Source organism: Labilibaculum sp. DW002 (assembly GCF_029029525.1).
Classification (GTDB): Bacteria; Bacteroidota; Bacteroidia; order Bacteroidales; family Marinifilaceae; genus Paralabilibaculum; species Paralabilibaculum antarcticum.
On the sequence record NZ_JAKJSC010000002.1, the window covers coordinates 414,370 to 429,971 of the forward strand.

Annotated in this window: 14 protein-coding genes; 8 read left to right on the forward strand and 6 right to left on the reverse strand. The window is 34.9% G+C overall.

Annotated elements, in window-relative coordinates; all coding sequences use genetic code 11:
• Positions 1-92: 92 nt before the first annotated feature.
• The 4 genes from L3049_RS13390 to pheT all read right to left on the reverse strand — a co-directional run bounded on the left by L3049_RS13390 (position 93) and on the right by pheT (position 5,293).
• Positions 93-767, reverse strand: coding sequence for a PrsW family glutamic-type intramembrane protease (locus L3049_RS13390; RefSeq protein ID WP_275110320.1), 675 nt, complete (start codon positions 765-767; stop codon positions 93-95).
• 168 nt (positions 768-935) lie between these two features.
• The gene (locus L3049_RS13395; RefSeq protein WP_275110321.1) at positions 936-1,469 is read right to left on the reverse strand and encodes a DUF4395 domain-containing protein; all 534 of its coding nucleotides are present in this window, start codon (positions 1,467-1,469) and stop codon (positions 936-938) included.
• A gap of 128 nt (positions 1,470-1,597) precedes the next feature.
• Complete coding sequence (locus L3049_RS13400) at positions 1,598-2,704, reverse strand: glycosyl hydrolase 53 family protein (RefSeq protein ID WP_275110322.1); 1,107 nt, start codon at positions 2,702-2,704, stop codon at positions 1,598-1,600.
• A 138-nt stretch (positions 2,705-2,842) separates the two neighbouring features.
• Positions 2,843-5,293: a phenylalanine--tRNA ligase subunit beta gene (gene pheT / locus L3049_RS13405; protein WP_275110323.1), complete on the reverse strand. Its 2,451-nt coding sequence runs from the start codon at positions 5,291-5,293 to the stop codon at positions 2,843-2,845.
• Positions 5,294-5,845: 552 nt separating this feature from the next.
• Between pheT and surE the strand changes: the two genes are divergently transcribed.
• The 3 genes from surE to lpxB all read left to right on the forward strand — a co-directional run bounded on the left by surE (position 5,846) and on the right by lpxB (position 8,140).
• Positions 5,846-6,622, forward strand: coding sequence for a 5'/3'-nucleotidase SurE (gene surE, locus L3049_RS13410; protein WP_275110324.1), 777 nt, complete (start codon positions 5,846-5,848; stop codon positions 6,620-6,622).
• Entirely contained in the window at positions 6,612-6,911 is a 300-nt protein-coding gene (locus L3049_RS13415; protein ID WP_275110325.1) for a hypothetical protein, read from the forward strand. The genes surE and L3049_RS13415 overlap by 11 nt, the downstream gene beginning before the upstream one ends.
• Positions 6,912-7,012: 101 nt before the next feature.
• On the forward strand, positions 7,013-8,140 hold the full coding sequence (gene lpxB, locus L3049_RS13420) for a lipid-A-disaccharide synthase (RefSeq protein ID WP_275110326.1): 1,128 nt from the start codon (positions 7,013-7,015) through the stop codon (positions 8,138-8,140).
• A 1-nt stretch (position 8,141) separates the two neighbouring features.
• On the opposite strand, the gene L3049_RS13425 is transcribed toward lpxB, so the two are convergent.
• Both L3049_RS13425 and L3049_RS13430 read right to left on the reverse strand, forming a co-directional pair.
• A complete protein-coding gene (locus L3049_RS13425) occupies positions 8,142-8,885 on the reverse strand; it encodes a GIN domain-containing protein (protein WP_275110327.1) in 744 nt (247 codons plus the stop codon).
• Positions 8,875-9,978 (reverse strand): acyloxyacyl hydrolase, encoded by a 1,104-nt coding sequence (locus L3049_RS13430; RefSeq protein WP_275110328.1) that lies wholly within the window; start codon positions 9,976-9,978, stop codon positions 8,875-8,877. Before L3049_RS13430 ends, L3049_RS13425 begins: the two co-directional genes overlap by 11 nt.
• Positions 9,979-10,174: 196 nt before the next feature.
• Here L3049_RS13430 and gldF point away from each other — a divergent pair, with 196 nt between their 5' ends.
• The 5 genes from gldF (at position 10,175) to L3049_RS13455 (ending at position 15,577) form a co-directional block, all read left to right on the forward strand.
• On the forward strand, positions 10,175-10,906 hold the full coding sequence (gene gldF / locus L3049_RS13435) for a gliding motility-associated ABC transporter permease subunit GldF (protein ID WP_275110329.1): 732 nt from the start codon (positions 10,175-10,177) through the stop codon (positions 10,904-10,906).
• 12 nt (positions 10,907-10,918) lie between these two features.
• The gene (gldG, locus tag L3049_RS13440; protein WP_275110330.1) at positions 10,919-12,619 is read left to right on the forward strand and encodes a gliding motility-associated ABC transporter substrate-binding protein GldG; all 1,701 of its coding nucleotides are present in this window, start codon (positions 10,919-10,921) and stop codon (positions 12,617-12,619) included.
• A 313-nt stretch (positions 12,620-12,932) separates the two neighbouring features.
• Positions 12,933-14,063 carry a DNA polymerase III subunit beta gene (gene dnaN / locus L3049_RS13445; protein WP_275110331.1) on the forward strand — a complete coding sequence of 377 codons (1,131 nt, stop codon included), beginning with the start codon at positions 12,933-12,935 and terminating at the stop codon, positions 14,061-14,063.
• Positions 14,064-14,164: 101 nt separating this feature from the next.
• Positions 14,165-14,932 carry a 3'-5' exonuclease gene (locus tag L3049_RS13450; protein WP_275110332.1) on the forward strand — a complete coding sequence of 256 codons (768 nt, stop codon included), beginning with the start codon at positions 14,165-14,167 and terminating at the stop codon, positions 14,930-14,932.
• Positions 14,933-14,965: 33 nt separating this feature from the next.
• A complete protein-coding gene (locus L3049_RS13455) occupies positions 14,966-15,577 on the forward strand; it encodes a fumarylacetoacetate hydrolase family protein (RefSeq protein ID WP_275110333.1) in 612 nt (203 codons plus the stop codon).
• Positions 15,578-15,602 lie beyond the last annotated feature (25 nt).

A 15,602-nucleotide genomic window follows, 5' to 3' on the forward strand; every position in this document is an offset into this window, starting at 1 on the left:
TTCAATCCTATTTCTAGATTCTATTAGTAAAAAATAAAGCCAAATTCCTTTAGGGAAGTTGGCTTTTATCAATCTTGTTTTGATGATCTAATTTATCGATACCTAAAAATGGATTTGCTTTTTAATTCATTCATATTACCATTTGTTTTGTACATCAGGTAAATTAAAAATGGGAAAAAGAAAAGTAATACCCATTGAATATTTACCATTAATATAAAATCGTAAACTCCATGAAAGAAGAAAGGAACAAGGAATGCCAAGACAAATAATCCTTTCTTTTTCTGATTGGAAAACTTTGCTAATCCTAAGTAATAGCCCATCATGATCCCAAACATGGCATGTGCAGGAACCGCAGTAAAAGCTCTTGAAATACCTGTGCTCATTCCGTTAGAAAATACATACAGGATGTTTTCTACCAAGGCAAATCCAAGGGAAACAAAAACCGCATAAACAATCCCATCGAATCGTTCGTTAAAGTTTGGGTTTTTCCAAACCAATAAATAAACTGCTAGCAATTTAAAGGCTTCTTCGCAAAGTCCGGCCACTAAAAAAGCATCGCCAAATGCATAACCAATTTGCCCTCTAAGAAAAAGAGGATAGAATGAGGAAACTGCTTGTTCGGCAAAAATAACGGGGATGGTAATAATCATACCTGCCAATAGACCCTTTATTAAAAGTCGAATCGGTTCTTTTTCGTATTTGTCTCGGTAATAAACGTAAAACAAAATAATAGCTATAGGTGCGACAGAAATTAGGAGTAAGTTCATAGGTGTAATGGATATTTTTATGATGTTTACGAATTTAGAAAAAGCCAATTGGTAAACAAAGTAGAATTAGTGTAAATAGGATTTTCTGGTCTACATTTAATGAAAAAAGCCAAACTCCAAGAAGGAGTTCGGCTTTTAATTATTGTGGTAGTGGTTATATATTATTATTTATACTTCGCACGAGTTGCCCATGCAGTTTGGTTTCACTTCTGGTTGCTTTACGAGCTTTAAGCGAATGGCTAAAAAATAAATTTGGCAACCGATACAGATTCCAAATGCCGTTTCGATGAACATGAGTAGCATGCAAATTAGGCAAAGCATACAAACTGGTTCGAATAATGTAGCATCAGCTTGCAATGGGATGGATAGGAAAAAGACAACGGCTGCAAGTGTTAAACCTAAGCTCCAGGCGAATCTTTTCTGCACGGCACCAATGTATATCGGCTCTTGTTTAAGCACTATAAGGCGAGCTATCACATTTGCTGGTGCGTATTTAGGATTGATAAAAACACTAATGGCAAAGTTGATCAAGATAAACCCAGATACGTAGGGAATAGGAGCGTACTTCTTAAAAAATACTGCTGCTATTAAGGTAACCAAAATGGTGAAGAACAAAAGGCCTGCTGTTGCACGAACTTCTCTTTCATTTAGAACCTTATAGCTAATTCCATCAACATATTCTCCAAAACTAAATACTGACATTTCTTTGTGTTTAATTAAAAATCGAAGCGCAAAGTAATAAAAATACCTGCAGGTATTAAATTTTAATCGTTAAGTAAATGTTAAAGTAGGAAAGGTAGGGGGAATGAGAATTCAACTATTAAATGGAATCATTTATTAAATATCGATTTCCAAGTTTCAAGTGCTGGTCTTTCTTTGCCATTTTCATCTAACAAACCCGTGTCTTTCCAAAGCTTCCCTAAGTTTTTCACCTCATTTGGAAAGGTCTCCCACAGCTTGTCATAATCGCGGTGTGCCCACCAGATTACAAATTCGTAATCTTGATTGTAAGCATTTAAGAGCAGTGTTTCCAGATATTCCTTTTGTTGGCATTCGTCGCTTTCAATAAAAATGTCGTATCCATCAACTTGCAGATTTTCTGCCAAATGAGCTGTTTCCACAAAGGCAATTGGTTTATCGGTTTGTGCATGTAGAAAGTCAAATGCTTTTTGAAAATCATCTTTATTGTGTAAATCTTTAAAGTATGGGTAAAAACTAATGGCTACAAAATCCATGTTTTTTGCGTACTCACCGATTTTTGAAATGTTTGCAGTTGGTTCAGCCTGATACCAATTGTGCAAAGTTAGCGACTCACTAGTTCTTAAGTTTGGATACGCGGCTTTTATTCGTGGCCTGATTTTACTCATCAGTAATTTGTATTGTTCCCATTTTTCGGTAGAATGCAAGAGTAGTTCGTTCGCTTCAATCACCATTACCAAATAATCAGGATTAAACTGACCAATCAAATATTCTAAATGATCGAAATAGGCATCTTCTATGTGCTGATTGTCTAGTGAAGTGTAATCTGGAATTGTGCCATCAAAATCCTCTAGTAAATCGTTACGATTGTTATTTAGCAGGCTAACAGAGAGCAATAATTGATGATCGGGAATCTTTTTTGAGAGCTTGTTCTGAATAATATTTGTGAATTCTTCGGGCAATTCTGTTTCGTTTATCCAAGCCTTCCAAGGTATTTTGAAGTCGAGGTGTTCAGTATAGATATCAGCATTCTCAGCAATAAACTGGTAGGTATCATCAATATCCGATATGTTGGGACCATAATTCCAGCTGGTAAAGCCCATTTTAAAATTACGAGATTCTATTTGCTCCAACAGATCATCAGAACCACATACATTGGTATTTTTCTCATCACTTTTACTGCAAGCAAAAAACAGAAAGAGAGAACTCGCTATGGCAACGTTTTTTACTATATTCATTTTGTTCTGATAATTGTTAATGATTTGTTCCTGTTAAAAGTAGTAAAAGATGCCTTCAATATTTGTACCATTAATAATCTTCAATAAAAAAGCCGACTCCTAAAAAGAAGTCGGCTTTTAAATAATATTTGAGTACAATTAACGAAGCTCAGCTCCTAATTGCTTTTCGTAGCTTTTGATTAGCTTCTGCATAATTTTATCAATCTGCTTGTCAGTCAATGTTTTTTCAGTATCCTGAATAATGAAACTAACAGCATATGATTTCTTATCAGCACCCAATTGCTCACCTTCGTAAATATCGAATAGCGAAACTGATTTTAATAGCTTCTTCTCACAGTTGAAAGCAATGGTTTTGATCTCTGCAAAGCTTACGCTTTTGTCAATCAATAGAGCCAAGTCACGCTTAACAGCAGGGTATTTAGCAATAGGTACATAGTTAACCTTATTTCGAGTCGATTCTGCTAATAAAGTCTCCCATTTGAAATCAGCGTAATAAACCGGAGTCTCAATTCCAAAGCTCTTTAGAATTTTACCACTAACCATACCCATTTCAACTAAAACCTTTTTCTTAGCACCATAAGTTAAACCTTCGGTAAAGATATCACTCTCAGTTTCTTTAATTCTTAGTTTTTCAATATTGAAACCTAAACGTTTAAGAAGATTTTCCGTATAAGCTTTTAAATGGAAGAAAGATGTTGGCTCTTCCTTAAGATTCCAGTTTGCTGATGTTTTGTTTCCACACATGAAAACGCCCAAATGTTCTTTTTCGAAATAGTTGTCAACTGGGTTTTCGTTTTCCGGATTCACAAAGTGATGGTATGATTTACCAAACTCGTAAAACTTAAGATCAGCATTCTTACGATTGATGTTGTAAGCGATAGCTTCTAAACCACCAAACAATAACGACTGACGCATCGCATTCAAGTCAGAACTCAATGGATTCTTAATACGAACAGTATGGTTCTCCTCGATACTTTCCAATCCTTCGTAATAGCTGGATTTAGAAAGTGAATTGTTCATGATTTCGTTGAAGCCACCATAAGTCAACATATCCGAAAGCATATTCTTAAGTTTGTGCTCATCTGGTTTTGGTGCATAACTCAACGAAGCATTTACCTTATTAGGAACCTCAATATTATTGAAACCATAGATACGAAGAACTTCCTCTACGATATCAGCCTCACGTGTTACATCAACACGGTAAGGAGGAACCAATAAACTCATTTGATCGCCATCAATTTTATCAACTTTAATTTCTAAAGCTTCGAGAATATTTAGGATGGTTTCTTTGCCAATTTTCTTTCCAATTAAGCCTTCAATTCTTGAAATATTAGCTTCAACTTTAAAGTCTGCAATTGGGTTTGGATAAATATCGATAATATCTGATGAAATTGTTCCACCAGCAATTTCTTTAATTAATAGAGCTGCTCTTTTCAAAGCATATACCGTGTTGTTTGGATCTGTTCCACGCTCAAAACGGAAAGATGCATCGGTATTTAAGCCTTGACGGCGAGCTGTTTTACGAACATATACTGAATCGAAATAAGCTGATTCAAGGAAAATGTCAGTCGTTGTTTCACTCACGCCAGATTCGATACCTCCGAAAACACCAGCAATACACATTGGCGCTTCATCGTTGCAAATCATCAAGTCGTTCTCGTGCAATTCACGCTCTACCTCGTCAAGAGTTGTAAACTTGGTTTTAGCAGGCAATGTTTTCACAACAACTTTTCCACCTTTTACTTTTGCGTAATCAAAAGCATGCAAAGGTTGAGCTGTTTCGAACAACACATAGTTGGTAATATCAACAAGATTATTGATTGGCTTAAGACCTATCGCTTTTAAACGGTTTTGTAACCACTCTGGTGACTCTTCAACCTTAACGCCGCTAATGCAAACACCCGAGTAACGAGGACAAGCCTTTTCGTTCTCAACAACAACTTCGATAGCAGTATTTGTGTTTTCAACTTTAAAATCTTCCACTGAAGGAATCTTATAGTCGATATCTTTTTGCTGCTTAAGGTAAGCTGCTAAATCGCGAGCTACACCAATGTGTCCGGCACCATCAATACGATTAGGCGTTAAGTCAATCTCAATACAAGTATCATCCTCAACGTTGAAGAATTCCTTAGCAGGAGTTCCAACAACAGCGTCGCCATTCAAAACCATAATGCCATCGTGACCTTGACCTAAACCAATTTCATCTTCAGCACAAATCATCCCCATAGAAGGCTCACCTCTAAGCTTCGATTTCTTAATGGTAAATTCTTCATCACCATCATATAAAACGGTTCCCACTGTGGCTACAACCACTTTTTGTCCGGCAGCAACATTCTTTGCACCACAAACAATTGGAAGTAACTCACCCGAGTTAACATCAACAGTTGTAAGGCTCAAATGATCTGAATTTGGATGAGGTACACAAGTTTTAACTTCTCCAATAACAAGACCCTCCAGGCCTCCTTTAATAGATTGGATATTTTCAATACCACCAACTTCAAGTCCAATTTGAGTTAGAATGTCATCCATTTCAGCAAGCGTCAAATCTACATCTATGTAGTCTTTCAGCCATTTGTACGATATCTTCATTATATGTATATTTTTTCAGATAGTTTTCAATTTCAAAAGAAGAATAAACAGCTTGAGCGCCATCTATTTTCAAGCTTACAAAAGTAGGAATTTTACCTCCAAGTACCAAGTAAGTAATGTGCTTAAAATACTTAAGTTTTTTAAGGTTCTTGCCTCAACCTATTGTTGAATGGTTTGGTGTTACGATTGCAAAGATACACCCCTCTGTCTTGTGGACATCTCCCCTAAGAAGAGGAGAAAACCTTTAGTGAAGTTTTGTTCCAGATTATTACAACGGATAATATTTAATTCTTCCCCTTTGTAGGGGAAGTGCCAACAGGCGAAGGGGTGCAAAAAGGATTTTTTTCTTCCTGTTTTTTCTGTGCCTCTGTGGTTCTTTTTAGTAGTGTCATCATGTAAATCATTATAAACCTTTCTGCTCTTCGTGATATCCTTTGTCAACTTTGTGGTTAATTTCTTTGTTCTTTATCATTGATTGTAATATTTATCATCTGCGGAAATTGATTATTGCCCCGAATTCGAATATATTTGTACAATTATCAAATCAGAAATATGAGCGAAAAAACTGAAAAACCAATTATACTTGTTACCAATGATGATGGTCTAAATGCAAAAGGAATAAAGGCTTTGGTTGCAATGGTAAAGGATTTTGGAAATATTTATGTAGTAGCACCAAACCGTGCGAATTCTGGTAAATCAAATTCCATTACCGTTGAGGTTCCGATTCGAATTAAAAAGGTAAGAGACGAAGAAAACCTTCATATATACTCTTGCAAGGGAACTCCTGTTGATTGTGTAAAGCTCGCTTTGAATAAAATATTGCCACGAACTCCAGATTTTGTAGTTTCAGGAATTAATCATGGTGCCAATACTTCTGTAAGTGTTCTGTATTCAGGAACCATGGGGGCAACCATTGAGGGATGTTTGAATGGAATTCCTTCTATTGGCTTTTCATTAAATACTTTTGCAGCTGATGCTGATTTTACAGAATCTGTAAAGTATGGACGTAAGATTTTTACCAATTTAGTAGAGAATGGTTTGCCAACTAGTGTTTGTTTAAATGTGAATTTTCCTGATGGAGAAATTAAAGGAACACGTGTTTGTAGACAAGCAGATGGTCGATGGAAAGAGGAATTTGATCACAGGCAAGATCCTTTTGGAGGTGATTATTATTGGCTTACGGGATATTTTAAAAATGCAGAACCAAATGCAGAAGAAACGGATGAGTGGGCAATCCAAAATGGATACACGTCGGTTGTTCCTACACAAATTGATATGACAGCTCACAGCCTATTATCTGATTTAAAAAAATGGGATTATGAAGTCTAAGATAAATCTTACCCCTGTAGGTACTGTAATCGGAATATTGGTTCCAATTTTATCTATTCTATTGGTTTATTTAATAAAATTCCAGGCTGAGATGAGCATGGAAACTTTTATTGATAGCTTATTTGTGCATCGAATTTATACAAAGGTATTGGCACTAGGAGTGTACTTCGGAAATATTGCTTTTTTCTTTCTGTTTATAAAAATGGATTGGTTAAAAGCAGCAAGAGGAGTATTATTAGCTACTATTCTTTATTCTTTAGCCATTATGTTGTTCCGCATTGGAATGTAATAAAGTAGATTATAGATATTAGGATTGAGATTCTAGAGAATTAATTGTTGCTCTTTTTGTATCTCACATCTCATATCTCACATCTCATATCTAATTAAAAAATGAAATATTACATCATAACTGGTGAAGCTTCTGGTGATCTTCATGCCTCAAACCTAATGAAAGAACTTAAAAACGAAGATACACAAGCTGAGTTTCGTTTTTGGGGTGGCGACTTGATGCAGGCACAAGGAGGGGAGATGGTGAAGCATTACCGTGAAACGGCCTTTATGGGATTCGTTACGGTGTTGAAGAATCTGAAAACAATTCGAGCTAACTTCACCCTATGTGAAACTGACTTGTTAGCTTTTGCTCCTGATGTATTAATTCTGGTCGATTATCCGGGCTTTAATTTGCGAATGGCAGCCTTTGCTAAGAAGCATGGTATTCGTGTGCACTACTATATTTCTCCAAAGATTTGGGCTTGGAAAGAATCACGTGTGAAGAAAATAAAAGCACATGTCGATCGTATGTTTACCATATTCCCTTTCGAAACCGAATTTTATAAAAAACACAATTATGAGGTGAGTTTTGGAGGCAATCCTCTTTTAGATGCCATAGAAGATCGTGATAATAAGGATGAAAGCTTTGATCATTTTGCAGAAAGAAATCAATTATCACAAAAACCTATTATTGCTTTATTGGCAGGTAGTAGAAAGCAGGAGATTGAACGTATTTTGCCGGTTATGCTTCAGGTTGTAGATCGTTTCCCTGATTATCAATTCGTAGTGGCTGCTGCACCTTCCATTACAAAAGAATTTTATGCTTCCGTATCAAAAGGTAGTAAACTGAGTTTCGTTTATAATCAGACCTATGATTTATTGCAACAATCGAAAGCTGCATTGGTCGCTTCGGGAACAGCTACACTCGAAACTGCATTACTCAGAATCCCTCAGGTGGTTTGTTACCTAACAGGAGGTGGTAAGCTCTTATTTACAATTGGTAAGCGATTGTTGAAAGTGAAATATATTTCTTTGGTTAATTTGGTGATGGATAAGCTTATCGTAAAAGAATTAATCCAACACACTTGCAATAAGGAGATGATTACCGAAGAGTTGAATCAAATTCTTTTTAAAGAAGATTACCGAAGTGAAATGCTTCATAATTACCAACTGCTAAATGAGCATTTAGGTGGAGCAGGGGCATCAGCTCGTTTTGCTAAGATGATTTATAACGATCTACAGAGATAACTTATTCAGGTATTACCCTAGCGGTAGGGCTTTGATTGTTTACCTGCACTCGCTTAATGGTAATTTCCGGATTTCCTTTGTAATAAATATTTCCGCTGGTGTAAATTGTGGTATTCAGCTTCTTTTCAACCCAAATATGAGCTTCACCAATTCCATTTTGAATTAAATTGGTATTGCTTGTTTGTAAGCGAGATGCTTTAATATTGCTAATGCCAATTAATACATATTTAGCATCAAGACAAAAACCGGAAAATTCATAACCGCCAGCAACACTTCCGTAAGTATGAAAATCAAGAGAATTGTAATTTAAACTAAGATTCATTTCTACCAATTCACTTGCCGATGTAACATCAATATCCAATATATCTCCGCTAATTGTTCCTTGAGTGCTATAATTTGAAGGAGCTTCAGTTGCAATTTTTTTGAATTCTTTTAAATGGAATTCAGCTACGATTTGATCGTAGTTGGTAAAAATATTTTTATGAGAATGGTCAATGATTACATTCTGTTCATTAATTTGAATGGACACCTTAGAAATAATATTTTCTCCACCTTTTAAAAGAACAAATTCGTCATCATCTTCAACTAATATTATTTTGAAGATATTGTTGTTTTGAACTCCTGAAATACCAGGTAAATCAATTCTCTTTTCAATGTATTCTCCTTCTTCCTCAAAAGGATTTAGAGCATCGCAAGAGCAAAGTACCGCTAGCAGCAATATGAATATAGAAAGCTTATTTTTCATTCTTGTTTCTTTTTATTCGATAACCAATTCCCCATTCAATAAAATCAGCTTTTCCCATGTGAGCTTTTAGGCATAAGCTTGTCACAAGATGTTCACCAAACCTGTATCTTAGTCCTAATCTTGTATAGATTGGTTTTTCAGGAGTTGTTTTGTAAAAAGTATAAATACCAATATTTGCAATAATACTAAATTTCTCAATTGCAAGATCATGAGAAATGAAAAATGCTTGGCTAAATCGATTTTTAAAACTTGTTTCTGGATCAAAATCCCATTTACCTCTATTCGCAGCTTTATTGTAGAAAAAATCAATACCTAAACCTACTCTTTGTTTTGAATTGATTCCGATAGAATAATTCCCGCTTAAACTTGAAGTGTAATAGTTATGATGATCTTTTTCTGAAACTTGTTTGATTCCGTTTCCCCAAATTACGGATAATTCATTTCTGAGTTTTACGGCTTTAAATTTTGGCAATCCCTTATATGGGATTTTATCATTCCAATTGTATTGTACGCCAACAGTTCCAGTTAAAAGGTTTAATCCTTTATTAGGAGCACTGATTGCGCCATTGGAAATATGATTGAATCCAATACCACCATTAAGTCCCCATTTTTCATTTATGGAATAGCTTCCGTTTGCTAGTAATTTGAAAAAAGCATTGAATTTTGTTCCAATGGCAAGGTTGGTATAATTGTCAATTGGATCAAAGTGTTTTCTTGATATTCCAAGGCCAAAACCCATTTGAGTGTTGAATGCCCAACGTTTGCCTCTTTTTAAAGGAAAGTTGATATATGGAAAAATTGCAGTGACATTGCCTAATATCTTATCATTTCCTAAACTACCATGATACAATCCCAATCCAATTTCTGGCTGTTTGTATAATCTCGACCAAACTCGTTCTGTTGAAGGAATAAATCCTAAATTCAATTCAATAGCTGATATCTGATCATTAACCAAATAGCTAATGGATTTGTGATGAGATAAAACAGCTCCGTAATGATATCGGACTGTTGATGTAATGATATCTTTATTTTCTTGAGCAAATAAGCTATGGCAAGAAAAAAAGAGGATGATATATAGAAGACGAATTTTCATTTTAACAGCTTGAATTCATTAATGACCTTTGTTAAAATGTTAACTTAGAACAGATCATAAAGATTAGTGTACTTTTAATCGTATTTTGTAATTACGGATCAAATTTATGTAAGTAAATTGATTTACCAAAGTGTTTTTTCAACTGGAATAATTTTGCAAATTTGTAGGATAAGGATTTTTAATCAGAACCAGATATATGTTGCCACTACTTCGTAAGGAAATAAGAACTTTTTTTAGTTCTCTTACCGGATATTTTATTCTCTCGATATTTTTAATTTCCACAGGTTTATTTGTGTGGGTTTTTCCAGGCAACTCAAATCCATTAGAAACAGGATATGCCAATTTAGATGTGCTTTTTGAAATGGCTCCATGGATATATTTGTTCTTGATTCCCGCAGTTTGCATGCGATTATTTGCCGAAGAACGAAAACAGGGAACTATTGAATTGCTCTTAACTCGGCCAATTTCAGATATGGGAATTGTATTGGCGAAGTATCTTGCAGGTTTACTTGTGGTCGTATTTTCATTGCTATTTTGCTTGGTATACTATTATTCCATTTATTATTTGGGTAACCCAGTGGGGAGTGTTGATTCTGGTGCTTTTTGGGGTTCTTTTATTGGCCTGTTTTTATTGGCAGCTGTTTATGTTTCAATTGGTGTATTTGCTAGTTCAATTACAGATAACCAGATTGTTGCATTTCTTCTAGCCTTAATTTCTTGCTTCTTTTTTTATATTGGTTTCGATTATTTAGGAGATTTAAGCAGTCTGAAATCAGTGCAGAGCTTTATTATATCAATGGGAATAAATGAGCATTACCGTTCCATTTCAAGAGGAATTATTGATTCAAGAGATTTACTTTACTTTTTTTGGGTAATCATCTCATTTTTGTTGATAACAAGAACAGTACTACAAAGTAGAAATTGGTAATTGAAAATAGATATGGTGAAAAATAGAAAATTAAAAGACCTTTCTCAATTACTAATTTCAATATTAGCTTTAGTAATTGTCATTCAAGTTTTACAAGTGTATTTTTTTCGTTGGGATTTAACTTCCGAAAAAAGATATTCCCTATCGGATAACACCAAAAACTTAGTTTCTCATCTAGAAAAAGATTTGTTTTTAGAGGTTTACCTTGCCGGTGATTTACCTCACGGATTTACAAAATTGCAGAAAGCTTGCTTGGAGATGATAGATGAATTGTCTACCTATTCCAACAGGAAGATTTCTTATGTTTTAATCAACCCGAATGATGTGGCAAATCCGCAAAAGCGAAAAGAGCTATTTGCAGAATTGGTGGATCGCGGATTGAAACCAACCAATTTGCAGGAGAAAACTACCGATGGAAGTTTGAAACAAAAGCTAATTGTTCCTGGAATAATCATTCACGACAGAGCAAAAGAAACAAGTGTTCATTTATTGAAAAGTGTAGCAGGCTTATCCGCTGATCAGAATTTAAATCATTCGATTGAAACTTTAGAGTTTGAATTGACTTCTGCGATTCGAATGCTTCAGAATACTGCACCTAAAGAAATTGCTTTTCTTACTGGTCATGGCGAATTGGGCGAATATGAAGTAGCCGATTTTACAGCATCTCTTTTGCAGCGTTATGAGGTGAAAAGAATAAAGGCACAGGATTTAAATGGAGAGAGAAATCGTTTTTCAGCTTTGGTAATTGCACAGCCTAGCAATGAATTTTCAAGAGAAGATAAATATCACATCGACCAGTACGTGATGAATGGAGGAAGTGTGTTGTGGTTGGTTGATGAGGTTCGTGCCTCAATGGATAGTTTGGTAACAAAGGAAACTACGATGGCCTTTTATCAACCATTAAATTTTGAAGATCAACTGTTCAAATATGGCGTTCGTATTAATCCCGATTTGGTGATGGATGTTCACAGTCAGTTGATTCCAGTTCAAACAGCATTGCCTGGTCAGCCTGCTAAGTTTACGCCTGCACCTTGGTATTATTCTCCTTTGTTGGCAGCCCCCGATTCGCATCCAATTACTCGAAAATTGAATGTAGTAAAAGCAGAGTTCGCGAATTCAATTGATTTCGTGGGTGATAATAAGAAAATCAGAAAACAGGTTTTATTGATGACGTCGGATTACACCAGATTAGAAAAAGTACCAAAACCAATCAGTTTAGATATTGTAAATCGAAAGATGGATGCTTCCGATTTCCCTGCTGGACGAAAGAATATTGCTGTTTTATTGGAAGGTGAATTTCCTTCAGTTTTTCAGAATCGAATTTGGAAAGGAATCAACAAAAGTGAGTTTAAAAGCGAAAGCACTCCAACTAAAATGATTGTAATTTCTGATGGTGATTTGATTAAGAACAGAGTTAGAGGAACTGGAAATAACAGACAGATTGAGGCTTTGGGATACGATAGATATTCACGAAAAACATATGGAAATCGTAGTTTCTTACTTAATTGTATCGATTATTTATGCGACGATAGTGGGTGGATGGAGTTAAGATCAAGAGAAGTGAAATTGCGAATGCTAGACAAAACAAAAATTCGTTCGGAAAGATTATTTTGGCAGTTAGTTAATGTTTTATTACCTCTTATTTTTTTACTTATTTTTGGTATTATCCGCTTTTATCTTCGAAAGCGAAAATTTGCGTCTTCTAGTAACTAGATTTCTCCTGATAAATATTAATTTTGCCATCACCAAAAATGAAAGTTTAGAATCGATTCGCGATCTAATATTTTATTTTGTTATGATTTTTACCATGGTGCAAATATGTTTTTTTAAGGTAAATTGCCTACCTTCAATTAAATAGTGATTCTGTTTATCTGAATTGCTATCGTTTTTTGAATGAAGAAGATCAAGTTTACCTAATAAATTTGTATATTCACCACTTATTATTTGCCCTAAATCACATTCCTAAAATGGAAAAGGTAAACGGGTTGAAAATTGAATTATTGGTTAATTTTTAAATATTATGCAAATGAAATTTGTAGTATCAAGTACTGAGATTTTAGGACACATTCAAGCTATTAGCCGTGTTATTAGTAACAAAAATACGCTTCCAATTCTAGATAACTTTCTATTTGAATTGAAAGATGGTGAGCTTGTAGCAACTGCTTCTGACTTGGAAACGACTTTAATTACAACAATTCCATTGGATGCTTCTGAAGGAGAAGGTGTAATTGCTCTTCCGGCAAAAATTTTAACTGATACTTTAAAAGAATTTCCTGAGCAACCATTAACATTCGAAGTTGATTCGACCTCCTTGGCGGTAAAAATTACATCAGAAAATGGTGTGTTTAGTATCGTTGGTCAGAATGGCGAAGACTTTCCTAAACTACCAGAAAGAGAAGAGTCAAATCTTGTAAATATTACTGTTGCTAGTGAAGTGCTATTGAAAGGTGTAAACAAAACTTTGTTTGCTACTGCTGATGATGAGCTTCGTCCTGTAATGAATGGTATTTTTATCGAGTTGAATAATAATGACCTTACTTTTGTAGCTTCTGATGCTCACAAGTTGGTTCGTTACAAGCGTCTTGATGGTCGTTCAGAAGTTGAGTCTTCATTTATTCTTCCAAAGAAGCCTGCTTCATTGCTTCGTAACATTCTTCCAAAAGAGGAGAATCCGGTTTTGGTTGAGTTTGATGATAAGAATGCATTTTTCACACTTTCTAATTACAAGTTGATTTGTCGTTTAGTTGAAGGTAAATATCCAAGTTATGGTTCTGTTATTCCTACGAATAACCCATTCAAATTGACGATTGATCGTGTTGAGCTATATAATACACTTAAGCGTGTATCTGTATTCTCAAACCCTGCGAGTAACTTAATCAAGTTTGAATTGAACCAAAATGAATTAGTTGTTTCAGCTCAGGATATCGATTTCTCTATTTCAGCTCGCGAGAAATTAATGTGTCAGTACGAAGGAGAAGCTTTAGAGATCGGATTTAAATCAGTATTCCTTTTGGAAATCCTTCAGAATATATCTTCAGCTAATGTTGTGGTTGCATTGTCTGACCCAACTCGTGCAGGTTTATTCTTACCATACGATAACGAAAATGCAGATGAGGATGTATTGATGTTATTAATGCCAATGATGATCAATGCATAAAGAAGAAAAGATGATTAAAAAATAAAATAAACCCAGCAGAATCTAATTTTCTGTTGGGTTTTATATTTTTGTAGCATAAGCTAATATTTCATACGCAAACCATGAAATTGAATTTGAAAAACCCGATTGCATTCTTCGATTTAGAAACAACGGGCTTAAATGTATCAAAAGACCGAATTGTTGAGATTGCTATCGTAAAGATCAGCCCCAATGGCAATGAGGAAACTAAAACTTACCGTATAAATCCAACTATTCCTATTCCCAAAGAATCATCGGCCATACATGGTATTAGTGATGAGGATGTAAAAGATGAACCGACATTCAAGGAAATAGGTAAGACTATTGCTAAGTATATTGAAGGTTGTGATTTAGCCGGATACAATTCAAATCGATTTGATATTCCTTTATTGGCAGAAGAATTTCTTCGTGCTGATATTGATGTTGACATGAGAAAGCGCAAGTTTGTTGATGTGCAAACAATTTTCCATAAAATGGAGCAGCGTACTTTAATTGCAGCATATAAATTTTACTGTGGTAAAGATCTTGAAGGTGCTCACGGTGCTGAAGCCGATACTGTAGCAACTTATGAAGTCTTAAAATCTCAGCTTGACAAGTATGAGGAGCTAGAGAATGATATTGATTATTTATCGAAGTTCTCGACTCAAAATAAAAATGCCGATTTTGCAGGCATGATTGTGTTTGATAAGAAAGGGGTTGAGACGTTTAACTTTGGTAAAAATAAAGGTAAAGCTGTAGAGGAGGTTTTAAAAGAGCAACCAGGTTACTATGGTTGGATCATGAACAATGATTTTCCTCTTTATACAAAGAAAGTATTGACTGAAATAAAACTTAGAAATTTTAATATGTAAGCACTTTGTGCGAACGAATTAATTGGATTAGAGATGAAGATATTAGCGATTGGAAGAAATTATGTAGATCATGCAAAAGAGTTGAACAATCCGGTACCAAAGGAACCAGTAGTTTTTTCTATGCCCGATTCTGCACTTTTGAAAAGTAACAACGATTTTTATTACCCGGATTTCTCAAAGGATATTCATCACGAAGTAGAAGTTGTGGTAAAGATTAATAGAGTAGGGAAAAATATTCCAATCGAATTTGCCCATCGTTATTACGAAGAATTGGCTTTAGGAATTGATTTTACGGCACGTGATATTCAGGCAGAATGTAAGAAGAAAGGCTTACCATGGGAAAAAGCTAAGGCTTTTGATGGTGCTGCCCCAATTAGTAAGTTCATCAACAAGGATCAATTTAAAGATGTGAATCAAATGGATTTCCATTTGGATATCAATGGCAAGAGAGTACAAACTGGAAATACTTCCAATATGATATTTTCAATCGATTATTTAATCAGTTACCTATCGAAATATTTTACGCTTAAAATTGGTGATTTGATTTATACTGGTACACCGGAAGGTGTAGGACCAGTTAAAATAGGAGATCATTTGGAAGGTGAGTTAGAAGGTGAAAAACTTCTTGATTTTCACGTTAAATAAGCCAATTACCGTATAAATTCTGTAT